This is a genomic window from Stenotrophomonas sp. STEN035 (assembly GCF_056759935.1).
The window spans coordinates 45,763-69,648 of sequence record NZ_JBRRDY010000018.1 but is presented as its reverse complement, the minus strand read 5'-3'; the positions used below and the strand labels follow the sequence as shown (position 1 = coordinate 69,648).

Sequence of the window (23,886 nt, the reverse complement as noted above, 5' to 3'; positions counted from 1 at the left end):
GCGCTGCCTTCGTTCGTGACGAGGGGGCGCAAACAAGATCATAGGATCCGAATGTCGCAGCAAACCACCATCCGCAAGCTCGCCGAACTGGTCAACACGCCGGTCGAGAAACTGCTTGAACAGCTGTCCCAGGCCGGGATGAAGTTCAGCGGTCCCGACCAGGTCGTGACCAGTACCGAGAAAGTGAAGCTGCTTGGCTTCCTCCGCCGTTCGCATGGCAAGGAAGAGCAGCCGGTCGAAGACGCCGAAGCCGCAGCCAAGAAGATCACCCTGAATCGCCGCAAGCATCAGGAAGTGACCGTCAACGCTGGCCGCAGCAAGACCACCGTCAATGTGGAAGTACGCCAGAAGCGCACCTACACCAAGCCGGAAGGTGGCAAGCCTGCGATGACGCCGGACGAAGAGCGCGCCGACATCCTGCGCAAGCTCGAAGAATCGCGTCAGCGCAATCTCGACGAGCAGCGCATGCTGGCCGAGAAGGACCGCGCCCGCGACGAAGGCATTGCAGCCAAGAAGGCCGCCGAGGAAGCCGAAGCCGCACGCATCGAGGCCGAGAAGGTCGCTGCTGAAGCGGCTGCCAAGGCTGCTGCTGCAAAGCCGGCACCTGAAGTCGAAGCGCCGGCGCCGCGCGCCGCGCGTCCGGCCGCAGCTGCGCCGGCCCGTGCACCGGCCCGCGAAGAGCGTGGCAACAACGCAAACGCCAATGCCAACGCAAAGCCGGGCAAGCGCAATGAAGGTGGTGATGGCAACCGTTTCGGCGGCCAGCTGCACCTGTCGGCGTCTGACCGTGCCCGTCGTGGCAACAGCAACAACAACAATTCGCGCGGCCGTCCGGGTGCGCGTGCACCGCAGGGTCGCCGTGGCAACGATGCATCGCGTAGCGGTGGCGGCAGCCATGCCTTCGAACGTCCGACCGCACCGGTGGTGCGTGAAGTCGCCGTTGGCGACACCATCACCGTAGCCGATCTGGCGCAGAAGCTCGCGCTCAAGGGCGGCGAGGTGGTGAAGGCGCTGTTCAAGATGGGCGTGATGGCTACCATCACCCAGACCATCGACCATGACACCGCCGCACTGGTTGTCGAAGAGCTCGGCCACAACGTGGTGCGCGCCAACGCCAATGACGCCGAAGACGCACTGCTGGCCATCACTGGCGCCGATGAGCGCGTAGCCGTGCCGCGTGCACCGGTCGTGACCATCATGGGCCACGTCGATCACGGCAAGACCTCGCTGCTGGATTACATGCGCCGCACCAAGGTTGCCAACGGCGAAGCCGGTGGTATCACCCAGCACATCGGTGCTTACCACGTGACCACGCCGAAGGGTGTGATCAGCTTCCTTGATACTCCGGGCCATGCCGCGTTCACCTCGATGCGTGCCCGTGGTGCGCAGCTGACCGACATCGTGGTTGTGGTGGTTGCCGCCGACGATGGCGTGATGCCGCAGACCAAGGAAGCCATCCAGCACGCTCGCGCCGCAAACGCGCCGATCGTGGTGGCAATCAACAAGATCGACAAGGCGTCGGCTGACCCGATGCGCGTCAAGAACGAGCTGCTTGCTGAGCAGGTCGTGGCCGAAGACTTCGGTGGTGACGTGCAGATGGTGGAAATCTCGGCCAAGACCGGTCTGGGTATCGACGACCTGCTGGACGCGATTTCGCTGCAGGCCGAAGTGCTGGAGCTGAAGGCCGTGGCCGACGGCCGCGCCAACGGCGTGGTCATCGAATCCTCGCTGGACAAGGGCCGTGGCCCGATCGCGACGGTGCTGGTGCAACAGGGTCTGCTGAAGAAGGGCGACTACCTGGTGTGCGGTATCCAGTACGGCCGCGTGCGTGCACTGTTCGACGAAACCGGTGCCCAGGTCTCCGAGGCGGGTCCGTCGATTCCGGTGCAGGTGCTGGGTCTGTCGGGCGTGCCGGAAGCCGGTGATGACTTCGTCGTGGTTGAAGACGAGCGTCTGGCCAAGGACGTTGCGCAGACGCGTGAAACCAAGCGTCGCGAGTCGCGCCTGGTCGCCACTGCTGGCAGCCGCATGGAAGACATCATGTCGCAGCTGGGCAAGGGCGAAGGCCAGCAGGTGCTGAACCTGCTGATCAAGGCCGACGTGCAGGGTTCGGTGCAGGCGCTGAGCCAGGCACTGGTTGCACTGTCCAACGACGACATCCGCATCAACGTGATCCACTCCGGCGTGGGCGGCATCACCGAGTCCGACGCCAACTCGGCCGTGGCTTCCAAGGCCACTGTCATCGGCTTCAACGTGCGTGCGGATGCTTCGGCCCGTCGCATCATTGAGTCCAACGGCGTTGACCTGCGTTACTTCTCGATCATCTATGACGTGATCGACCAGGTGAAGCAGGTGGCATCCGGTCTGCTCGGCGTGGAAATCCGCGAAGAGATCATCGGTATCGCCCAGGTCCGCGACGTGTTCCGCAGCTCCAAGTTCGGCGCGGTTGCAGGCTGCATGATCATCGAAGGCGTGGTGAAGCGGAACAAGCCGATCCGCGTGCTGCGCGACAGCGTGGTGGTGTTCGAAGGCGAGCTGGAATCGCTGCGTCGCTTCAAGGAAAACGTCGAGGAAGTTCGCAACGGTACCGAGTGCGGTATCGGCGTGAAGGCTTACAACGACGTCAAGCCGGGCGACCAGATCGAGTGCTTCGAGCGTATCGAAGTGCCGCGCACGCTGTAACGGCTGTGATCGAGGCGCCGGGAGTCGGGATTCGCTGAGGCGGGTCCTGACGAGCGGAACCTCCAGCAGTCGGGTCGGGGAATCGTGAGTTGCGGCCGTGAATGCGGTTACAGCGAGCGGTTCCCTTCCGGTTTCATTGAAATTCACTCTTTATTGCTGATACTTGCCTGATGCCTAAGACTTTCCATCGTACCGACCGTGTTTCTGCACAGATCCGCCGTGATCTGGGCACGCTGGTGCATGCCGCCGTGCGTGAATTCGGCCTGCCTTCGGTCAGTGTGTCGGACGTGGAAGTCACTCGCGACATGGCCCACGCCAAGATCTTCGTGACCGCGCTGATGCCGGAACGTGCGGATGAGGCGATGAAGGGGCTGCGCGAGTTGACCGTTGAACTGCGTATGTCGCTGGCCAAGGCGATGAAGCTGCGGCATGTGCCGGAGCTGCATTTCCACTACGACGATTCGGTCGACCGTGGTGAGCGCATCGACAATCTGCTGCGCGACCTGGTGCCGCCGCCGGAACCCGAGTCCGACGCCGACAAAGGCACCGATAAAGAATAATCGCAGCAGCCCGTAAGGGCTGTTGTCATGTCTGGCCTGCGCGTTCGCGCAGGCGACGTTCCCGTTTTTTGCCAGGTGTGCTGAGTGCGTGCCTGCCCGCCTATGGTGTTGCATGCGTCCCCGAATCCAATTCCGCCGCCTGGATGGCATCGTTCTGCTCGACAAGCCGGCCGGCATGAGCTCCAACACCGCGCTGCAGGTTGCGCGTCGCCTGTTCCGTGCCGAAAAGGGTGGTCATACCGGTAGCCTCGATCCGCTGGCAACTGGCTTGTTGCCGCTGTGTTTTGGTGAGGCGACCAAGATCGCGGGCTTGCTGCTGGGCTCGGCCAAGGCCTATGACGCCGAAATCCGGCTTGGTAGCACCACTGATACCGATGATGCCGACGGCGCTGTGCTGCGCGAGCGGCCGGTGCCTGAATTCAGTGATGCGCAGTTGCAGGCGGCCTTGGCCAGCCTGACTGGCGCCATCCTGCAGCGTGCACCGATCTATTCGGCGCTGAAGCAGGGTGGTGAGCCGCTGTATGCCAAGGCTCGCCGCGGTGAGGCCATCGAGGCGCCCGAACGTGAGGTGCATGTCCAGTCCATCGAGGTGCTGGCGCGTGAAGGTGAGCGCCTGTCGCTGCGCGTGACCTGCGGTTCGGGCACGTATATCCGCAGCATCGCTCGCGATCTGGGTGAGCTGCTTGGCTGTGGCGCGCATGTCACCGCGCTGCGCCGACTGTGGGTGGAGCCGTTCATGGCGCCGAAGATGATCGGCCTGGATGCACTGCGCGCGGTAGCTGAGTCCGGCGACGAAGCAGCCCTGCTGGACTGGCTGCTGCCAATCGAAACGGGCCTGAGCCAGTTCGCCCGGGTTGAGCTGGATGCCGCCCAGGCAGCCCGGTTCTGCCTTGGTCAGCGCCTGCGCAATCCGGCCTGGCCGGTGGGCCTGGTGGTGGTTTACGGCGAAGGCGGTCAGCCGCTGGGCCTGGGCCAAGTGGAAGAGGGTGGGCGACTTGGCCCGCAGCGCCGCTTCAATCTCTGAACGGGAGGGGCGGACAGTACCTTTCAAGTCACTTCCGCCTTGTCCCGGATGGTTGTGACCGTTACAATTTTGCGGCCCTAGAAAGGGCAACTGCCCGCCTCGGTGGGCAGCCTATTAATCGGCGAGCTGTGCGGTGCGTCTTGAGACGTTCCTGCTGGCCCCGCATCTGAAGAGAAAAATCATGTCGATCGACACCCAGAAAGTCATTGAAGAAAACAAGCGCGGCGCTGCTGATACCGGCTCCCCGGAAGTCCAGGTCGCCCTGCTGACCGCTCGCATTGAACTGCTGACCGGCCACTTCAAGGAGCACAAGAAGGATCACCACAGCCGCCGTGGTCTGCTGCAGATGGTCAACCGCCGCCGTAGCCTGCTCGACTACCTGAAGAACAAGGATGTCGCACGCTATAAAGCATTGATCGAAAAGCTCGGCCTGCGCCGCTAATCGATATCCGCCGCGGCGCAGCGATGCGCCGCGGCTTTGTTTTTAGAGCTTCAAAATCGTAGTAGACCGGCCGGAACCGCCCGGCCAGCCGTTGCCGGCATGGGTTGGCAACGGACCAATCGAAGAAAGCATTTCAAGGATCCCCCGTGGCAAAAATCACCAAAACCTTCCAGTACGGCAAACACACCGTCACGCTTGAAACCGGCGAAGTCGCCCGTCAGGCCGGCGGCGCAGTCATCGTCAAGATGGACGACACCGTGTTGCTGGTCACTGCCGTCGCCGCCAAGAGCGCGCGCGAAGGCCAGGACTTCTTCCCGCTGACCGTCGATTACCAGGAAAAGTTCTACGCCGGTGGCCGTATCCCGGGTGGCTTCTTCAAGCGCGAAGGCCGTGCGACCGAAAAAGAGACGCTGATTTCGCGCCTGATCGATCGCCCGATCCGTCCGCTGTTCCCGGAAGACTACAAGAACGAAGTGCAGATCATCGCCACGGTGATGTCGCTGAACCCGGAAGTGGACGGCGACATCGCCGCCCTGATCGGTGCCTCGGCCGCACTGTCGTTGGCCGGCACCCCGTTCAAGGGCCCGATCGGCGCTGCCAAGGTCGGTTACAAGGACGGCCAGTACATTCTCAACCCGACCGTGTCGGAGCTGAAGGAATCGCAGCTGGAGCTGGTGGTCGCTGGTACCGCCAATGCCGTGCTGATGGTGGAATCCGAAGCCGCACTGCTGTCCGAAGACGTGATGCTGGGCGCCGTGACCTTCGGTCATCGCGAAATGCAGAAGGTCATCAACGCGATCAATGAACTGACCGTTGAAGCCGGCACCAAGCCGAGCGACTGGGTTGCCCCGGCCAAGAACACCGCGCTGATCAGCGCCCTGCAGGAAGCCGTCGGCGGCAAGCTCGGCGAAGCCTTCCAGGTGCGTGACAAGCTGCAGCGTCGTGACGCCATCTCGGCGATCAAGAAGGACGTGGTTGAGACCCTGGCTGGCCGCGTTGCCGCTGAAGGTTGGAACTCGGCCGAGCTGTCGAAGGAATTCGGCGAGCTGGAATACAGCACCATGCGTAACTCGGTGCTGGACACCAAGGTCCGCATCGACGGCCGTGCGCTGGACACCGTCCGCCCGATCGCCGTGAAGACCAGCGTGCTGCCGCGTACCCACGGCTCGGCGCTGTTCACCCGCGGTGAGACCCAGGCCATCGTGACCATCACCCTGGGCACCGCCCGTGATGGCCAGGTGATCGACGCCGTTGCCGGTGAGTACAAGGAAAACTTCCTGTTCCATTACAACTTCCCGCCCTACTCGGTCGGTGAGTGCGGTCGTTTCGGTGCGCCGAAGCGTCGTGAAATCGGCCACGGCCGTCTGGCCAAGCGCGGTGTGCTGGCTGTGATGCCGTCGCTGGAAGCCTTCCCGTACACCATTCGCGTGGTGTCGGAAATCACTGAATCCAACGGCTCCTCGTCGATGGCTTCGGTCTGCGGTTCCTCGCTGGCCCTGATGGACGCCGGCGTGCCGGTCAAGTCGCCGGTTGCCGGTATCGCCATGGGCCTGGTCAAGGAAGGCGAGCGTTTCGTCGTCCTGTCCGACATCCTGGGTGACGAAGATCACCTGGGCGACATGGACTTCAAGGTCGCTGGTACCGCCGAGGGCATCTCCGCCCTGCAGATGGATATCAAGATCGAAGGCATCACCGAAGAGATCATGAAGCAGGCACTGCAGCAGGCCAAGGCTGGCCGTCTGCACATCCTGGGTGAAATGGCCCACGGCCTGACCACCCCGCGTGCCGAGCTGTCGGACTACGCGCCGCGTCTGCTGACCATCAAGATCCACCCGGACAAGATCCGCGAAGTGATCGGCAAGGGTGGTTCCACCATCCAGGCAATCACCAAGGAAACCGGCACGCAGATCGACATCCAGGACGATGGCACCATCACCATCGCTTCGGTGAACAATGCCGCTGCCCAGGCCGCCAAGGCCCGCATCGAGCAGATCACCTCGGACGTCGAGCCGGGCCGCATCTACGAAGGCAAGGTCGCCAAGATCATGGACTTCGGTGCATTCGTCACCATCCTGCCGGGCAAGGACGGTCTGGTCCACGTGTCGCAGATCTCCAGCGACCGCGTCGAGAAGGTCGGCGACGTGCTGAAGGAAGGCGATGTGGTCAAGGTCAAGGTGCTGGAAGTCGACAAGCAGGGCCGTATCCGCCTGTCGATGAAGGCCGTTGAAGAAGGCGAGGGCACCCCGGCCGAATAAGGCTGCGGTGTTGTATCGCTGAGAAGAAAAGCGGGCCTTGTGCCCGCTTTTCTTTTGCCCGGAAAACAGCAGTTGAGCAGCCGCGTAGTGCCGAGCCATGCTCGGCAGAGGCTTTCCAGGTAGTCCATCGGTCTTGTGGGAGCTGCGTCAGCCGCGAAGCTCCAGGTCCGCCAGGTTGCAGGCATCACCAGAATTTCATTCCCGCCAGCTTCGCGGCTGATGCCGCTCCCACAAGACTGTAGCTGTGCTGCCCCAGAGCACCATTACAGCCGGTACCCACTATCCCTGATCCGCCATCACCCGCTTCTGCCGATGGAATGCGAGCACGCGCCTGCCAGCATTTCCGAGGGTGCAAACGAGGGCGGATATGGCAGCTCAGCGCAGCGCGGGCGGCGCGATTCAGCGTCACACAAACATCGCCTTTGTCGGAAAGACTGTAGCTGCCTGTTTCCTTGCAGGTATCTGCATGGCCATTCTGGCACCGGCTTTACCCCCAGCATGGCTGCGCTGGGCGGCATTTTTGGCGGGCCTCCCGTTGTGGTTGGCGACCCCGCGCTGGCGCTGGCTGGGGGCGTTGCTGGCCGGCTTGGGCTGGACTTGCCTGCATGCAGGCTGGGGCTTGGATCAGCAGCTGGCAGGACACAGGGAGGCGCAGGAAATCACGGTGACGGGCGTTGTAAGCAGCCTTCCCCAGCACGAGATCCGTCGTACCCGCTTTCAACTAAGCGTAGACACCAGCGCTGATGTCCCTGCCGACCTGCGCGGGGGCGTGGTGCAGGTCGCCTGGTACGACGACTTCGGCGCGACAGAGCCAGGTCCGCGGATGCAGGTGCACGCGGGCGAACGCTGGCAGTTGAACCTGCGCCTGCGTGCACCGCGAGGTTTGGTGAATCCAGGTGGCTTCAATGCCGAGCGACATGCGTTGGCGCAAGGCATTGCCGCCAGCGGCGTCGTGCGTCAATCGCCTGCACCGGAGCGGCTGGCGACAGCAACAGGCCTTGGGGCATGGCGCGAAGGCATGGCAGCACGGATTGCAGTGCAGGTTCCGGCCGCGTCCTCGCGCTATGTGCAGGCCTTGGCGCTAGGCGATACGCGCGGTCTCGGCGAAAGCGATTGGCAGGTACTGCGCGCTACCGGGCTGACCCATTTGATAGCGATTTCTGGTTTCCATGTGGGGATGGTCGCACTGTGCGCAGCGTGGCTTGTGGCAGGGCTTTGGCGCTTGCTGCCCCGGTTTGGTCGTTATTGTCCGCGTCCGCAAGCTGTTGCCATTGGTGCGCTGCTTGGGGCAACGGCGTATGCGGCGGTCGCTGGGTTCGGCTTGCCAACGGTGCGCACCGTGCTGATGGTGGCGGTGGTGGTGCTGGCACGACTCGGGCGCAGGCCAGTCGATGTTGCTGGCGCATTGGCGTTGGCGGCCTTGGCCGTGCTGTGGCTGGCGCCATTGTCGGTGCTTACCGCTGGCTTCTGGCTCAGTTTTGCCGGGGTTGCGTGGTTGCTGTGGTGTCTGCCCGAGCGCACGCATTGGTTGCGCGGTTTTTTGTCGGCGCAGCGCGTTGCGACGCTGGGTTTGTTGCCGCTGACGGTGATGCTGTTCGGCCAGGCCTCGGCGATCGGTCCACTGGCCAATCTGATCGCCATTCCCTGGTGGAGCCTGGTGGTGGTGCCGCTGGCGCTTGTCGGTACGGCACTGGAGGCGATATGCAGCGGCGCGGGTGGCCTGGCCTGGCGGGTCTCGGCCTGGTGTTTCGATCTGAGCTGGCCGCTGTTCCAGATGCTGGGCAGTGCTCGCTATTCATTGTGGTGGCTGCCCGAGCCGACGTGGTTCGCCTTGCCCTTTGCGTTGCTGGGCGCGGTATGGCTGTTGCTGCCGGCCGGAGTTCCGGGCAAGGGCTTGGCGGTGCTGCTGTGGTTGCCGCTGTGCGCGCCGTGGCGCGACAGGCCCGAGTCCGGCGAGTTCGAGCTGGTCACGCTGGATGTGGGGCAGGGTTTGGCAGTACTACTGCGCACCCGCCACCATGCCTTGCTGTTTGATACCGGGCCGGCGGTAGCGGACGGCTTCGATGCGGGGGAGCGGGTGGTGGTGCCGGCGTTGCGCGGCTTGGGTGTGCCGCGACTGGACCGATTGGTTGTCAGCCATGGCGATCATGATCATGCTGGAGGGTTGAAGGCCGTGCAGGACGTGCTGCCTCCGGCGGCCATACTCATGCCGCCAGGCTTGGTTCTTGAGGCTGGCGGCGCTGGAGCACGCTGCGAGGCGGGACAGGCCTGGCAATGGGACGGGGTGCTGTTTGAGTTTCTGCACCCCACGCCGGGTTTTCCGTATCTGGGCAATGAATCCAGCTGTGTGCTGCGGGTCAAGGGTGCTTATGGAGCGGCCTTGTTGACTGGTGACATCGGCGAAGTTATCGAGCAGCGCCTGCTCAAACAGATGCCGGCAAAACTGCGTGCGGAGGTGGTGCTGGTTGCTCACCATGGCAGCGGCGGCTCCTCCAGTCACAGTTTTGTCGCGGCGACCGACGCGCGTCTGGCGCTGATTTCCAGCGGCCATGGCAACCGTTTCGGCCACCCTCGGCATGATGTGGTGGCGCGCTGGCAGCGTTCAGGGGCCGAGGTGCTGACCACGGCCGGGAGCGGGGCGCTGCACGTCTGGCTGGGCAAGGAGGGTTTACAGCTGCGTGAGCGCAGAATCTGGCGTTCAAGGCTATGGGATGCCGCTGAGCGGGTGCGGGCGGCTGCTATCCTATCTGACATCAAATACGCGGCCACGGCGCCGGAGGGTTGAAACGTGTGGGAATTGGTCAAAGCCGGCGGATGGCCGATGGTGCCGTTGCTGTTGTTGGGCGTGCTGGCGCTGGCGATCGTCCTGGAGCGTTTCTGGAGCCTGCGTCGTAACGAGGTGCTGCCGCCGGGCCTGGGCCAGGAGGTCCGCAACTGGGCCGCGCGCGGCAAGCTGGATGCCTCACATATTGACTCCCTGCGCGCCAACTCGCCGTTGGGCGCGTTGCTGGCGGCCGCGCTCGAGGCGCGCAATCGCCCGCGTGACCAGATCCGTGAGCGCATCGAAGACACTGGCCGCCACCTGGTGCACAGGATGGGCCGTTTCCTCAATGCACTTGGCACCATCGCTTCGGCCGGCCCGTTGCTGGGCTTGTTGGGCACGGTGGTCGGCATGATCCAGATGTTCCTGGGTATCCTCGACCATGGTGTGGGTGATGTTGGGCAGCTCGCTGGCGGCATCGGCAAGGCGCTGGTGTGTACCGCAACCGGCATGATGGTGGCGATCCCGGCCTTGATGTTCCATCGTTACTTCCGTGGCCTGATCGATGGCTACGTGATCGAGATGGAGCAGGAAGCCAGCGCGCTGCTGGATGCACTGGATGGTCGCCCGGCGGTCATGGCGGCCAGCAAGGCCGCCGCGCCGCGCCCGGCGGCAACCGAGAAGGCCTGAGCCCATGCGGATTGGTAACAATCGCACCCAGGATGAACCGCATATCGATCTGGTGCCGTTGATCGATGTGATCCTGGTGCTGATCATCTTCTTCGTGGTCACCACCACCTTTGATGCGCGCTCGACGCTGCAGGTGCAGTTGCCCACGGCCAGCGACCAGAAGACCAGTTCGCCGCAGAGTTCGCTGAGCGTGCTGGTCAATGCCGATGGCCGCTACTTCGTCAACGATCAGGAAGTGCTGCGCACCGACATCGAATCGCTGAAGCAGATCATCGCGCAGTTGGCCGGTGCCGATCGCGAGCAGACGGTATTGCTGCGCGCTGATGCACGCACGCCCTATCAGGCCGTGGTCACCGCACAGGATGCCCTGGGTCAACTCGGTTTCCGCCGTATTGCGATTGCCACCGCACCGGAAGCCAAGCAATGAGCGATAACAGTTCGCCCTGGCAGGCCTACAAGCGCTTGCTGAGTTTCGCCAAGCCTTATCGTCCACTGCTGTTGATGGCCGGCCTGGGCATGCTGGTCGAGGCTGGCGCAGGTATGGGTTTTCTGGCGTTGATGAGTCCGATCACCAATAATCTGGTGAATCCGGAAGACATCAATCCTTGGATGCCGCTGGCCGTCATCGGGTTGTTCTTGGTGCGCGGTGCTGCGGGCTACCTGACTGATATGGGGATGGGTAAGGCTGCACGCAGCATTGCCCGCGATATGCGCGTGCGCGTGCTTGGCAAATATTTGCGACTGCCCGGCCAGCGCTTCGATGGCGAGCCGGTGCCGTCCATGCTGGTTCGGCTTGGCTCGGACAGTGATCAGGTCGCGCAGGCTGCAATTGACGCAATGAAGGTGGTGTTGCAGCAATCGCTGCAAGCGCTTGGCTCGCTGGTGATGATGTTCATCTATAGCTGGCAGGTGACCTTGGCCATCTTCGTGCTGGCGCCACCGCTGGCGTGGGTGATGAACAAGGTGGCGAAGCGCTACCGGCGCATCAGTCACCGTATTCAGGAGAGCGGTGCAGATTTGCTGCAGGCGGCAGATCAGGCGTTGTCCAGCCATCAGGAAGTAAAGATTTATGGCGCACAGCCCAGTGAAATGGGGCGCTACTCGGTACTCGCCAACAACAACCTGCGATTGGCGATGAAGGTGGAGGCCACCCGAAGCATCTCCTCCGGAATGGTGCAGCTGATCGGTGCCATCGGGTTGGCCGCGTTGCTACTCATTGCCGGACATGAGGCCGCAGCCGGTCGTTTGACCGTAGGTGACTTCGTTGCGTTGCTGATGGCGATGCTGACCATCATTCCTGCACTCAAGCAGCTGACCAACGTACAGAACATGACCCAGCGCGGCATCGCTTCGGCGCAGCGCCTGTTCCATGTGCTTGACGCCAAAGATGAAGTGGATGAAGGCAGCCTGCCACTCCAGCGAGCCGACGGCCTATTGGAGTTCCGTCACGTCACCGCGCGCTATGCGGGCCAGGCCAAACCAGCGCTGGAGGACATCAGCTTCATCGCCAAGCCCGGTACGGTAACGGCCATTGTCGGCCGCTCTGGTAGCGGCAAGTCGACCTTGATCAAGCTGATCCCGCGCTTCTATGAGATCGAGGCGGGTGAAATCCTGCTCGATGGCCATCCGCTGCAGGACTACAAGCTGGCCGATCTGCGTCGGCAGATCGCTTTGGTTGGTCAACAGGTCACCTTGTTCAATGGCAGCATCGCCGAGAACGTCGCTTATGGTGAGCTGCAGGAGCGCAGTGCCGAGCAGTTGCAGCGTGCAATCGATGGCGCAAACGCCAGCGAATTTGTCGAGCAGTTGCCGCAGGGTATTGATGCGCCGGTTGGGGCAAAGGGCGGTCGCCTGTCCGGCGGCCAGCGTCAGCGCCTGGCGATTGCCCGGGCAATGCTCAAGGATGCGCCTATCCTGATCCTGGACGAAGCTACCGCTGCGCTGGACAATGAATCCGAGCGGCTGGTGCAGGACGCACTGCAGAAGTTGATGCCAGACCGCACCACGCTGGTCATCGCCCATCGCCTGTCCACCATCGAGCACGCCGATCAGGTGTTGGTGATGGATCAGGGGCGCATTGTCGAGCGCGGTACCCATTCCGAATTGCTGGCAATGGGCGGCTTGTACGAACACCTGCATAGCATGCAGTTCCGCGATAGGCAGGAATGATGGCCAAGCAAGGACCGCAAACGCCGGCCTACTGGTATGGCGATGCGCCGGTGCCACTGCTGGTGCGGCTGGTAGCGCCACTGTATGGCGCCCTAACCGGTCTGCGTCGCAGCCTGTACCGACGCGGCTGGCTGCGCGCCCGGCAGGTGCCGCTGCCGGTGATCGTGGTCGGCAATATCACTGCCGGTGGTACCGGCAAGACTCCGCTGACCATCGAACTGGTCAATCGCCTGCGCGAAGCGGGTTGGAAGCCCGGTGTTGCCAGTCGCGGTTACGGTCGCGATGAGGCCGATACCGCGCGTTGGGTCACCGCCGATATGGACGTGCGCTTGGGCGGTGATGAGCCGGTGCTCATCGCCTGGAAGACCAGTGTGCCGGTGCGGGTGGACAAGGACCGGGTCGCAGCAGCCAAGGCTTTGCTGGACGCTGGTTGTGATGTGGTGGTCTGCGATGACGGCCTGCAGCACTACCGGCTGGCACGCGATATCGAGATCGAAGTGGTGGATGCGGTGCGGCGCTACGGCAACGGCCGGTTGTTGCCGGCCGGGCCACTGCGCGAACCAGTTTCGCGCGCGGCGCATTGCGATTTCCGCGTGGTCAATCTCGGGCAGACCAGCGATGGGTCCGCTCAGGTGGAAGATTCCGGCTTTGGTGAGTGGGCGATGCGGCTGTCGATCGATTCGGCTCGGCCGCTGAAGGGCGGCCGCGACAAACCCTTGAAGGCATTTGCGGGGCTGCGTGTGCATGCGGTGGCCGGTATTGCCAATCCGCAGCGGTTTTTCCAGATGTTGCGCGCACGTGATATCGGCGTGGTGCCGCATGCCTTTGCCGACCATCATCGCTACACGGCGGAAGACCTGTCCTTCGGTAGCGAGTTACCGGTACTGATGACCGAGAAAGACGCAGTCAAATGCCAGGGTTTCGCCACCGCGTGGCACTACGCTGTGCCGCTGCAGGCTGAATTGCCGGCAGCGTTCTGGGTGGCCCTGCTCGACCGTCTGGGTAAGCTGTCCCGCGGGTGAGGCATGCCGTTGTCGAGCGTGTTGAAAGGAGTTGAGATGAGCAAGGTTCCCGAATTCGTGGTGGCCATTCCGGCCCGCTATGCCTCCACCCGTTTGCCGGGCAAACCTTTGGCGCTGATCGCCGGGGAGCCGATGGTGCTGCACGTAGCGCGCCGTGCGCTTGCCGCTGGTGCCCGCGAAGTCTGGGTGGCCACCGATGATGCGCGTATCGCGCAGGCGGTGGCGGGGCTGCCCGGTATTCATGTGGCGATGACCGATCCCGCACATGCCTCCGGTACCGACCGTCTGGCCGAATGCGCGCGGCAGGCCGGTTGGGCCGACGATGTGATCGTGGTGAACCTGCAGGGTGATGAGCCGTTTGCCCCAGCCGCAGGCATCCGGGCGGTGGCGACAATTCTTGCCGATAGCGGTGCACCGATGTCGACGCTGGCAACGCAGGTCGAGGATGCCCCGACCTTGTTCGATCCCAATGTGGTCAAGCTTGTACGGACCTCGCAGGGTGATGCCCTGTACTTCAGCCGTGCGCCGATTCCGTGGCACCGCGATGGCTTCGCCAGCAGTCGCGATGTGCTTCCTGCAGGGCAGTGGCTGCGGCATATCGGTATCTACGGTTACCGGGCCGGCTTCCTGCAGCAGTTCGCCGCCATGCCGCCCGGCAATCTGGAGCAGATTGAATCGCTGGAGCAGCTGCGGGTGTTGGAGGCTGGTTTTCGCATTGCGGTGGCCTTGTCACCGGCGCCGTTTCCACCGGGAATCGACACCCCGGAGGATCTGCATCGCGCCGAGGCGCAGATGAAGGCAGCGCAATGAGGCTGCTGGTGGTCTGCCTGGGCAATATCTGCCGCTCACCGATGGGCGAAGGTGCGTTGCGCGCGCGGATTGCCGAGGCGGGGCTGGGCAGCTGGATGCAGGTTGATTCGGCTGGCACCTCGGGCCATTGGCATGCCGGGCGCAGTCCTGATCCACGTGCCGTTGCCTGCGCCCGCCAGCATGGCGTGAACATCTCCGCCCAGCGAGCCCGTCAGCTGCTGGCCGAGGATTTCGAGGAATACGACCTGATCCTGTGCGCAGACGGCGACAATCTGCGTGACGCGCGGGAGCTGGCACCGGCAGGGTTTGAAGGACGTGCGGTGCTGTGGCTGCCGTGGGCGGGCATTGACGGGGCTGATGTAGTGCCGGATCCCTATTACGGTGATGTGGGAGATTTCGAGCACAGCTGGGCACTGCTCGATACTGCGGCCCAGGCCACAGTGCGCCGCCTGTCGCGGCGCGATGACTCCGGCATAATCCCTGCATGAACGAAACCCGTGTAACGGAACTGCCCACGTCTGGCATCTGGCTGAACGCAGCGCCTGCGACCCTGCAGGACATGCGCGGCCGCCCGTTGGTGCTGGCCTTCGTCAACGGCGCCTCGGTCTGGTGCATGCAGCGGCTGGCCGAGGTCATGCGCTGGCAGGCACGCAACCCTGGCCGGGTGCAGCTGCTGGTGGTGCAGGTGCCGCGCTTCGAATTCGAACGCGAGCCGCAGCATGCGTTGAAATTGCTGCGTCGGCAGGGCATCAGCGCGCCCATCGTGCTGGACGCGCAGTGGGATGCCTGGCGTCGGTTTGACGTGCAGTCCTGGCCGACCTTGCTGATGCTCGATGCCTATGGGCAGGAACAGGAGCGGCTGGTCGGCGCGACCGGTGATTTGGAGCGGGCCTTGAACAGCCTGGGCGAAGGCGTGATGCGTCCGCTGGACGACGATGGCTATGGCATCCGTGAGATCAACGCCGAGCCGCGCCTGCCGCTGCTGTTCCCGGCCGGTCTGGTGGCTACGGCAGATCGCCTGTACGTGGCCGACACCGGCCATCACCGTATTCTTGAATGCAACCATGCTGGCCGCGTACTGCGTCAGTTCGGCCTGGGTAGTGCTGACCTGATCAATGGCGGTACCGGCGAGGCGGCGTTCAATCGGCCGCAGGGCCTGGCCCTGGTGCGCGAGATCCTGTACGTGGCTGATACCGGCAATCACGCCTTGCGCAGCATCAATCTGATCAGTGGGCAGGTGGACACCTTGTGCGGCAACGGCCGTGCCGGTGATCCGCGTGCCGGCGTGTTGGCCCAGCCTTGGGACAGTCCGCTCAATCATCCAGCAGCGGTTGCGGTGGCGGACAACCAGGTCCATATCGCGATGGCCGGTGACAACCATATCTGGAGCTATGACCTGGGCACGCGCGAGCTGCGCTGGAGGGCCGGTGCCGGCGCAGTGGAGGTGCGCGATGGCAGTGGTCATCTGGCTGCATTTGCACAGCCCAGCAGTCTGGTTGCGGTCCAGCAGACGCTCTACGTCTGCGACGCGCTCGGCTCGGCGATCCGTTCGGTGCAGCTGCGTGGCGACCTGGTGCAGACGCTGGTCGGGCAGGGGCCATGGGAGTCGGGCAATGTTGATGGCCCGCGCTTGCGTGCACGTCTGCAGTACCCGTTGGCCTTGGCGATGGGGCCGGATTCGCCGCTGCTGTGGATTGCAGATGCCGGCAATGGCTCGCTGCGTACCCTGCGGCTGGGTGGAGGTGATCTGTCCACGGTCAACCTGCCGCGTCGCCTGCATGGTCCGGCGGCGCTGGCCGTTGCTGCAGGCGCGATCTGGATTGCCGAAGCCGACGCGCACGCGGTGCTGCGTTTTGATCCACTCAGCGGCGAACTGAGTGAAGTGCCGATTGAAGGATGACCGACGTAGTTGCCAATGAATTCGATGGCAAGGCCTTCGCTGCGGCGCTGAGTACCGCGCCAGGTGTGTACCGGATGTACGCTGCCGACGACACTTTGCTGTACGTGGGCAAGGCTGGTGCGCTGCGCAAGCGCGTAGGCAGCTATTTCAACGGCTCGCCGAAGAGCCGCCGCATCATGATGATGCTGTCGCAGGTGGCGCGGATGGATGTCACCGTGACCCGCACCGAGGCTGAAGCGCTGCTGCTGGAAAACCAGCTGATCAAGTCGCTGAACCCGCGCTACAACGTCTCGCTGCGCGACGACAAAACCTATCCGCAGGTGTTGCTGACCCGCGAGCAATGGCCGCGGATTGCCCTGCATCGCGGCCCGCGTGCGTTGCCTGGGCGTTACTACGGGCCGTATCCGGGCGTCGGCGCGGTGCGCGAAACGCTGAACCTGATGCACAAGCTGTTCAAGCTGCGCAGCTGTGAGGACAGCGTGTTCCGCAACCGCTCGCGGCCCTGCCTGCAGTACCAGATTGGCCGCTGCAGCGCGCCCTGCGTGGAGTTGGTGGCGCAGGCCGAATACGACGAATCGGTGCGGCGCGCGGCGATGTTCCTGGAGGGCAAGAGCGATCAGCTTGCCGAGGAATTGATGCAGGCGATGCAGCAGGCCAGCGATGCGCTGGAGTTCGAGAGTGCTGCGCGACTGCGTGATCTGGTGGCTTCGTTGCGCAGCATGCAGAACCGCCAGTACGTGGATGGACGCGCCGCCGATCTGGACGTGCTGGCCTGCGCGACCCATGGGGCCAGCGCCTGCGTGATGCTGCTCGCCTTCCGCGATGGCCGCAATCTGGGCACGCGTGCATTCTTCCCGCGCACCAATGGCGAAGACAGCGCCGAAGAGGTGTTGGCGGCGTTTGTCTCGCAGTACTACGTTGAACATGAGCCGCCGGCGGAAGTGCTGCTGGATCGGCAGATTCCGGATGCGGAGATGATCGAGGCCGCGCTGAGCGCGTCGGCCGAGCGCAAGGTCGCCTTGAAGTGGAACGTGCGTGGCGAACGCGCCGGCTACGTGGAACTGGCCAGTCGCAACGCGCAGATCACTCTGGTCGCCGAGATGGACAGTGCCGGTGCGCAGCAGGCGCGCAGCGAAGCGGTGCGCGAGATGCTTGGGCTGGCCGAGCCGGTCAAACGCGTGGAGTGCTTCGATATCAGTCACACCATGGGTGAGGCCACGGTGGCCTCCTGCGTGGTGTTTGACGCCGCCGGGCCGGTGCGTGCGCAGTACCGGCGCTACAACATCAGCGGCATCGAGCCGGGCGACGATTACGCCGCCATGCGCCAGGCCATTGACCGACGTTTCCGCCGCGCGGTGGAAGAAGGCGGGGTGCTGCCGGACGTATTGCTGATCGATGGCGGCGCCGGACAGTTGGCACAGGCGCAGGCGGCACTGGCCGATCTGGGCGTGGAAGGGGTGATGCTGGTCGGCGTGGCCAAGGGTGTGGAGCGCCGTGCCGGCCACGAAGCGCTGGTGCTGCCTGATGGGCGCGAGCTGCGCCCCGGCGCGGCGTCACCGGCCCTGCAGTTCATCCAGCAGGTGCGTGACGAGGCACATCGCTTTGCCATTACCGGCCACCGCGGGCGCCGCCAGAAGGCGCGCATGACCAGCAAGCTAGAGGATATTCCTGGAATCGGCCCGCGTCGGCGCGCCAGCCTGCTCAAGCATTTCGGTGGCATCGCCGGTTTGAAGGCGGCAGGCGAGGCCGAAATCGCCCGCGTGGAAGGCATCAATGCCGCCCTCGCTGCACGTATCTACGCTAACCTTCATGGTCTGTCGGTACCCGATCCGGCGGCGGAGTAATGTTGTAATGAAATTGACCATCCCCACCTGGCTGACGTTGCTGCGGATCCTGATGATCCCGGTGCTGGTGCTGGTGTTCTACCTGCCCTATGCCTGGACCAATTTCGCCTCGGCGGCGATTTTCGGCCTGGCGGCTATCACCGATTGGCTGGACGGCTGGGTCGCGCGCAAGTACGAGCAGCATTCGGCGTTCGGTGCGTTCCTGGACCCGGTGGCGGACAAGTTGATGGTGGCGGTGGCCCTGTTCCTGATCGTGCAGGGGCACCCGACGCCGTGGATGGCGTTCTGGGCGGCGGTGATCGTCGGCCGTGAAATCGCGGTGTCGGCGTTGCGCGAGTGGATGGCCGAGATCGGCCAGCGCGCCAAGGTGCGGGTTGCGATGATCGGCAAGGTCAAGACCACCGCGCAGATGGTGGCGTTGCTGTGCCTGCTGTACTCGGTGTCGCCCAATACCTCGTACAAAACCATCTGGATGGGCGAGCCGGTGTTCCATATTGGTGACTGGATGTTGGCCATCGCCGCTTTGCTGACTCTGGTGTCTGCGCTGCAGTACCTGCGTGCGGCTTGGCCGAGCCTGCGTGAAGACGAAAAAGCCGCGCGCAATAGTGCAGCCAAAAAGTGAACAGGCTGTTGACACTGCGCCCAATGCATGTAGAATTTCGCCTCCCAAGCGGGAATAGCTCAGTTGGTAGAGCGCAACCTTGCCAAGGTTGAGGTCGCGAGTTCGAGTCTCGTTTCCCGCTCCAGTTTCAAGCATCGAGTCACGTTCGTTTGTGCTTCGATGAGTAAATAGATGTAGCAAGCCTGCGGGAATAGCTCAGTTGGTAGAGCGCAACCTTGCCAAGGTTGAGGTCGCGAGTTCGAGTCTCGTTTCCCGCTCCAGTCTTGCAATGCATCTCGAATGTTGGCGCTCTGTTTCGCAGATGCTGCATTCAATCCGCGGGAATAGCTCAGTTGGTAGAGCGCAACCTTGCCAAGGTTGAGGTCGCGAGTTCGAGTCTCGTTTCCCGCTCCAGATAATGATCTGCAGATTCCATGTGAAATCTGCAGGTAAAGAAAAGCCCCTGATGGGGCTTTTTTATTGTCCGCGATTTACCTTCAGCCAGCTGCTGCCGACATCGGCAGCAGCTGGTAATGCGTGACGCTGCTCAGCGCGCGCCGTGCGCAGCAGGTTCCGCAGTAGAGGTGTGGGCCGCTGCACTCCATGCACGCAACCCGATCACGGCAAGACCGAGGAAGAACACGTACAGCGCCGCGGTCACATGCAGTGACTTGAACAGATACGCGCCCACGTACACCACGTCGACCACGATCCACAGCCACCAGGTGGCGGTATGACGGCGTGCCTGCCACCACTGTGCGACCAGGCTCAATCCGGTCAGTATCGCGTCCAGCCATGGCAGCGATGCATCGGTGAAGCTGTGCATGCCGGCGCCAAGTGCGATGCCGCCAAGCACGCCGATGCCCAGGTCACGCAGCATCTTGCTGCGTGACAAGGGCACGATGCGCACACTGCCTTCGTCGGCGGCGTGGCGGCGCCAGTTGATCCAGCCATAGACGAGGAAAACGGCGAAGGCGAGCTGCAGCAGCGTGTCCGAATACAACTTGGCTTCGGCGAACACCAGTGCATACAGCGCCACCGACAGCAGGCCGACCGGCCACGCAACCATCCGCCGTTGCGCCATCAGCCAGACACCGAGGATGCTGCATAGCGCGGCCGACCATTCGAGCGTGGCGCTGTTCACAGCGCTACGCTCACCGATACGCGTGCCTGCCGCGGTGCGCCCGGGAACAGGTAGTAATCGCCCATGCTGCTGCCGGTATCGCGCCAGTAGAAGCGGTTGAAGAGATTGTCCATCGACAGGTTCCAGTTCACTGCGTGGCCTTGCAACTGATGCTGGAAGCGCAGGCCGGCATCGAACACGTTGTAGCTCGGTGCGCGTACCGCGCCATCAGCACGCGCGGTATTGGCCGATGCGTAACGCCAGCCGCCGGTCAGGTCCAGCCCTTCGACGAAGGGCAGGGCATAGCTCAGGTGCACACTGGTCCGCAGCTTGGGTACGTTGACCAGTTGGTGGCCTTCGTAGCTCGGTGTGCCGGTGTCGCGCGCACGTGCCTGCAATACGCTGGCGCTGGCGACGATCTGCAGTGCATCGGTGAGCTGGCCGTTGGCGGTCAGTTCCAGGCCGACGTGGGCCTGCTTGCCTTCCTCTACGAAGGTGTAGCCGACGTCGCTATCATCGGGCTTTGCGTACTGGTACGGCTGGGTGGTGCGGAACAGTGCCGCGCCCAGCGTCAGCTGCTCGCTGCTGGCGTACTTCACGCCAACTTCGAGCTGGCGCGACCGCACCGCGGGCAGGAAGGTATCGGCATTGGCGGTCCAGAACGGTGCTTCCTGGCCAAGCGAGATGCCTTCGACATAGCTGGCGTAGGCATTGATGCTGTCGCTGGCCTTCCACATCACCGCAGTCTGCGGCAGGAAACGTGACAGGCGGCTGCGACGTTCTGGATTGCCGCGCTTGTCATAGGCGCGTTCGTTCAGGCGCACGTAGCGGCCGCCGGCCAGCCACTGCCAGTCTTCATTGAGCTGGATGCGGTCCAGTGCGAAGACGGCGGTCTGGCGGCTGTCCAGGCGACGTGCGGACGCGCCCGGCATCAGCGGCGAGGGCTCGAACACGGGCAGCTGCTTGTCGTGGATGTTGACGGTGCCGACGTATTCGTTGACGTTGCGGCGCTTGTCCACGGTGCGGCGGAACTGGTCGGCACCCACGGTCAGCTGATGGCCGATGCTGCCGGTGTCGAAGCTGCCGCGCAGCTCGGCACGCAGCTCCTGGTTGCGACGGGTATCGTCCGGGCTGCGGTAGTCATAGATGTCGTAATCGCCGTTGGGGGCGAAGTAATTGCCCGGCACGCTGCCATCGGCACATTCGGCGGCGTAGTAGCAGCCATAGGCGAAAGCGACGTTGTCATCGATCACCGTGCGGCTGTGGCTGACGGCAACGCGCGATTGCCAATTGGCGTTGAAGTCGTAGGTGTGCAGCGCGGTGATGTTGGTGCTGGCGATGCCTACCGGCTGCTGCCACGGCTGGTAGCCGAGCAACTGCTCGCGGTCCACGCCGGTCGGCAGTTCGCTTCCGCCCAGCAACTGGTAGCCGGAAGCCGAGCGCTGCGCGCTGGTCTGGTAGTTGGCATCCACTTCGAGTTTGCCGCGCTCGCCGATCAACCAGTCGGTCGCCAGCGAATAGAAGTTGCGGCGGCCATCGGCATGTTCGATATAGGACGCGCTGTCGTCCCATGCTGCGTTGAAGCGCAGGCCGAGGCGCGGGGTCAGCCAGTGGCCGACGTCGATGGCGGCATAGCGCGAGCCTTCGTTGTCGGTGCCGAGGGTGACGGTGCGTACTTCGGCCGGTCGCTTGCCGACGTAGTTGATGATGCCACCCGGTGCCATCACGCCGGCCGCCAGGCCAGCTTCGCCCTTCAATACTTCCACCGACTGCAGGTTCTCCAGCGCCAGACGCTGTTCGCCGGCGATCGACATGCCGTTGAAGCGGTAGCCGGTGGCGGTGTCCAGCGCGAAGCCGCGGATGGCGACGTTCTGGTAATAACCGACAGGGGCGTAGGCATCGCCCAGTGAGGCGTCATTGCTGGCCAGCTCGGACAGCGAGCGCACCTGCTGGTGGTCGAGGAAGTCGCGGTCCAGCACGTTCATCGATGCCGGCGTGCTTTTCCAGTCTCCGCTGCCAAAGCTGTTGGCGCGGGAGTTGTCCGCTTCTGGCTGACGGGCCTGTACGCGTACGGCGGCAAGCTCGGTCGGGGAATGTTCGGCGGTGGCATCAAGGCCGGTGTCGCTGGCGTACAGCGGCAGGGCGGTGCTCAGGGCGAGAGACAGCAACGTGGGGCGCAGGCAGCGGTTCATTCGATTCGTCTTCAGGCAACAAGGGAGACGAAGCGAAGGCGCGCATGCGCAGCGCCAATGACGGCGCTACGGCTGCTGCTCAAAGCTCCCTACGCCGGTGCAAACCGGATCAGGTTCCAAGGGACTCTCTCAGCCTGGCAAATCCAGGCACCCCCGCTTCAGGGCGCCATTTCACTACAAATGCGAATGATTTGCGAGTCGGGCCGCTTCAGGCGGCCGCGTGCAGGGCCTGCAACAGGGCTTGGCCATGCTGGCTGGCGAACCATTCGGGGTGGCCGAGCATGAATGGTTGCCAGGCGACATCGGCATTTGTGGTGGAGCCGGTGATGCCTTCGAAATACTCGACTTCTGACAGTGCAAAGTCGAAATGCACCATTGGCAGCAGATCGGCCAGCAGGTGTACCCGCTCGGCCGACAAGGGCAACACCTCGCGGTAGCCAGCGAGCAAGGCCAGCGCGATATCGATACGCACCGCCTCGGCGCCGCGTTCCAGTTCCAGCCAGGCCACGGCGTTGCGTTCGATGGCGGTGGCCAGATCGAACAGGGCGCTGGTGGGGGAGGCCAGGCCGAAATCGAGCACGCTGCTGACCTGCATCGCGTTGTCGCCATGGCCCCACAGCAGGTTGGAGACGTGCCAGTCGTTGTGCGCCCAGAGTCGAGGTTCCGCCTGCAGGCGCGCGGCCAGGCCGACGTGCCAAGGCAAGACGCTGCGCTGCAGTTGTTGCTCCCACGGAATGCGGGCCAGGTAGCGGGCAAGGCCGGGCCGGTTGTCGAGATCGGCCTTGATTGCGGAGATCGGGTCTTCAGTACGGATCAGCTCATCGCGGGCGACCAGCAGGTGGGTGCTGCGTTGGGGCGCGAGATAACTGGCCGAGGCGCGGTGCAGGGTCGCCAGCATGTGCCCGGCGGCGCGTGCGCGTTCGGTCTCGGTCAACAGCGTCCACGACGGGGCGTCGCGGTACAGGTCCTGGCCATCGGCTACGGCGTGCAGTTCGTAGGTCCAGTCGTCGTGCTCAGTGGCAGTCTGGCCATCGTGGCCATGCAGGAGTTGGACAACCGGCACCCCTGCCTTGGCGAGGTGGGTGATGAATTGATGCTCTTCCTGCAGGCAAGTGGCGCTGCGCACCAGTCGGTGGTGCCGTTTGACGAAGACCTTGCCGTGCGGGCCCTGAACAATAGCTGCGGCCGACATCGGTCGCGGGCTGTGCCAAAGCAGGGTGCTGCCAGCATCCAGTTGCGGGTAGTGATTACACAGCCAGGCAAGCTCGGCCGTATTGATGGCGGGCCAGTCGGCGGCCACCTCATCGTTGTTCAGGCCTTGCACGCGGTGTGATTGCTGGGTCATCGGAACGGGCTGGGACAGGTGATGCGAGGGAGGCGCGATGGTACGTCAGCTCCGCCAAGGCTGCTGGATGTAGAACCGAGCCATGCTTGGCAAGGGGCCTTCCCGGTAAGGCCCCAGCCGAGCATGGCTCGGCTCTACAGGGATTCAAGATCCAATGCCGACAGCCAGGCAACCCGTGTGAAAGGAATTGTTAAAAAGCGCTGGCGCGGATCAGCCGAAGTCTGTATTATTCGCCCACACCGCGGGAATAGCTCAGTTGGTAGAGCGCAACCTTGCCAAGGTTGAGGTCGCGAGTTCGAGTCTCGTTTCCCGCTCCAAATCGGAAAGGGCCCCCGCAGCGGGGTCTTTTCATGTCGAGGCGGTGTAGTGCTTCGGCGGTGCAATTGTTTGGCCTGGTAGCAGAGTGGTTATGCAGCGGATTGCAAATCCGCGTACGCCGGTTCGATTCCGACCCAGGCCTCCATGA

The 23,886-nt window shown here is 63.6% G+C and carries 18 protein-coding genes, 5 tRNA genes and 1 riboswitch; of the genes, 20 read left to right on the top strand and 3 right to left on the bottom strand.

What is annotated here, in order from left to right; genetic code table 11:
- The first annotated feature begins 51 nt into the window (after positions 1–51).
- From infB to ACVOLL_RS11390, 18 genes are all read left to right on the top strand, one after another.
- Positions 52–2,682 (top strand): translation initiation factor IF-2, encoded by a 2,631-nt coding sequence (infB, locus tag ACVOLL_RS11475; RefSeq protein WP_481513017.1) that lies wholly within the window; start codon positions 52–54, stop codon positions 2,680–2,682.
- Positions 2,683–2,852: 170 nt separating this feature from the next.
- Positions 2,853–3,242, top strand: coding sequence for a 30S ribosome-binding factor RbfA (gene rbfA / locus ACVOLL_RS11470; RefSeq protein WP_282268427.1), 390 nt, complete (start codon positions 2,853–2,855; stop codon positions 3,240–3,242).
- A gap of 112 nt (positions 3,243–3,354) precedes the next feature.
- Positions 3,355–4,266 carry a tRNA pseudouridine(55) synthase TruB gene (gene truB / locus ACVOLL_RS11465; protein ID WP_481513016.1) on the top strand — a complete coding sequence of 304 codons (912 nt, stop codon included), beginning with the start codon at positions 3,355–3,357 and terminating at the stop codon, positions 4,264–4,266.
- A gap of 181 nt (positions 4,267–4,447) precedes the next feature.
- On the top strand, positions 4,448–4,708 hold the full coding sequence (rpsO, locus tag ACVOLL_RS11460) for a 30S ribosomal protein S15 (protein ID WP_057626688.1): 261 nt from the start codon (positions 4,448–4,450) through the stop codon (positions 4,706–4,708).
- Between the two features lie 146 nt (positions 4,709–4,854).
- Positions 4,855–6,963, top strand: coding sequence for a polyribonucleotide nucleotidyltransferase (pnp, locus tag ACVOLL_RS11455; RefSeq protein ID WP_481513015.1), 2,109 nt, complete (start codon positions 4,855–4,857; stop codon positions 6,961–6,963).
- Positions 6,964–7,429: 466 nt separating this feature from the next.
- A complete protein-coding gene (locus ACVOLL_RS11450; RefSeq protein WP_481513014.1) occupies positions 7,430–9,748 on the top strand; it encodes a DNA internalization-related competence protein ComEC/Rec2 in 2,319 nt (772 codons plus the stop codon).
- A 3-nt stretch (positions 9,749–9,751) separates the two neighbouring features.
- Positions 9,752–10,414, top strand: coding sequence for a MotA/TolQ/ExbB proton channel family protein (locus ACVOLL_RS11445; RefSeq protein ID WP_282270584.1), 663 nt, complete (start codon positions 9,752–9,754; stop codon positions 10,412–10,414).
- Positions 10,415–10,418: 4 nt separating this feature from the next.
- Positions 10,419–10,841 carry an ExbD/TolR family protein gene (locus ACVOLL_RS11440; protein ID WP_481513013.1) on the top strand — a complete coding sequence of 141 codons (423 nt, stop codon included), beginning with the start codon at positions 10,419–10,421 and terminating at the stop codon, positions 10,839–10,841.
- Complete coding sequence (msbA, locus tag ACVOLL_RS11435; protein ID WP_481513012.1) at positions 10,838–12,583, top strand: lipid A export permease/ATP-binding protein MsbA; 1,746 nt, start codon at positions 10,838–10,840, stop codon at positions 12,581–12,583. Before ACVOLL_RS11440 ends, msbA begins: the two co-directional genes overlap by 4 nt.
- Positions 12,583–13,605, top strand: a complete 1,023-nt coding sequence (gene lpxK, locus ACVOLL_RS11430) for a tetraacyldisaccharide 4'-kinase (protein ID WP_481513011.1) — start codon at positions 12,583–12,585, stop codon at positions 13,603–13,605. The genes msbA and lpxK overlap by 1 nt, the downstream gene beginning before the upstream one ends.
- 36 nt (positions 13,606–13,641) lie before the next feature.
- A complete protein-coding gene (gene kdsB / locus ACVOLL_RS11425; RefSeq protein WP_481513010.1) occupies positions 13,642–14,415 on the top strand; it encodes a 3-deoxy-manno-octulosonate cytidylyltransferase in 774 nt (257 codons plus the stop codon).
- Positions 14,412–14,903, top strand: a complete 492-nt coding sequence (locus tag ACVOLL_RS11420) for a low molecular weight protein-tyrosine-phosphatase (protein WP_481513009.1) — start codon at positions 14,412–14,414, stop codon at positions 14,901–14,903. The genes kdsB and ACVOLL_RS11420 overlap by 4 nt, the downstream gene beginning before the upstream one ends.
- Positions 14,900–16,315 (top strand): hypothetical protein, encoded by a 1,416-nt coding sequence (locus ACVOLL_RS11415; RefSeq protein ID WP_481513008.1) that lies wholly within the window; start codon positions 14,900–14,902, stop codon positions 16,313–16,315. Before ACVOLL_RS11420 ends, ACVOLL_RS11415 begins: the two co-directional genes overlap by 4 nt.
- The gene (uvrC, locus tag ACVOLL_RS11410) at positions 16,312–18,159 is read left to right on the top strand and encodes an excinuclease ABC subunit UvrC (RefSeq protein WP_481513007.1); all 1,848 of its coding nucleotides are present in this window, start codon (positions 16,312–16,314) and stop codon (positions 18,157–18,159) included. The genes ACVOLL_RS11415 and uvrC overlap by 4 nt, the downstream gene beginning before the upstream one ends.
- A 7-nt stretch (positions 18,160–18,166) precedes the next feature.
- Positions 18,167–18,781, top strand: coding sequence for a CDP-diacylglycerol--glycerol-3-phosphate 3-phosphatidyltransferase (pgsA, locus tag ACVOLL_RS11405; protein WP_481513006.1), 615 nt, complete (start codon positions 18,167–18,169; stop codon positions 18,779–18,781).
- A gap of 48 nt (positions 18,782–18,829) precedes the next feature.
- Positions 18,830–18,905: transfer RNA gene (locus ACVOLL_RS11400), tRNA-Gly, on the top strand.
- A 60-nt stretch (positions 18,906–18,965) separates the two neighbouring features.
- Positions 18,966–19,041, top strand: a tRNA-Gly gene (locus ACVOLL_RS11395).
- A gap of 57 nt (positions 19,042–19,098) precedes the next feature.
- Positions 19,099–19,174, top strand: a tRNA-Gly gene (locus ACVOLL_RS11390).
- A gap of 133 nt (positions 19,175–19,307) precedes the next feature.
- Here ACVOLL_RS11390 and pnuC read toward each other — a convergent pair.
- The 3 genes from pnuC to ACVOLL_RS11375 form a co-directional block, all read right to left on the bottom strand.
- Positions 19,308–19,904 carry a nicotinamide riboside transporter PnuC gene (gene pnuC / locus ACVOLL_RS11385; protein WP_481513005.1) on the bottom strand — a complete coding sequence of 199 codons (597 nt, stop codon included), beginning with the start codon at positions 19,902–19,904 and terminating at the stop codon, positions 19,308–19,310.
- On the bottom strand, positions 19,901–22,075 hold the full coding sequence (locus tag ACVOLL_RS11380; protein WP_481513004.1) for a TonB-dependent receptor: 2,175 nt from the start codon (positions 22,073–22,075) through the stop codon (positions 19,901–19,903). Before ACVOLL_RS11380 ends, pnuC begins: the two co-directional genes overlap by 4 nt.
- A 69-nt stretch (positions 22,076–22,144) precedes the next feature.
- A riboswitch (TPP riboswitch) is annotated at positions 22,145–22,240 on the bottom strand.
- A 43-nt stretch (positions 22,241–22,283) separates the two neighbouring features.
- Entirely contained in the window at positions 22,284–23,420 is a 1,137-nt protein-coding gene (locus ACVOLL_RS11375) for a phosphotransferase enzyme family protein (RefSeq protein ID WP_481513003.1), read from the bottom strand.
- Between the two features lie 241 nt (positions 23,421–23,661).
- Between ACVOLL_RS11375 and ACVOLL_RS11370 the strand changes: the two genes are divergently transcribed.
- Together ACVOLL_RS11370 and ACVOLL_RS11365 are read left to right on the top strand one after the other, a co-directional pair.
- Positions 23,662–23,737 (top strand) — tRNA-Gly (locus tag ACVOLL_RS11370).
- Between the two features lie 72 nt (positions 23,738–23,809).
- Positions 23,810–23,883: transfer RNA gene (locus ACVOLL_RS11365), tRNA-Cys, on the top strand.
- Positions 23,884–23,886: the final 3 nt, after the last annotated feature.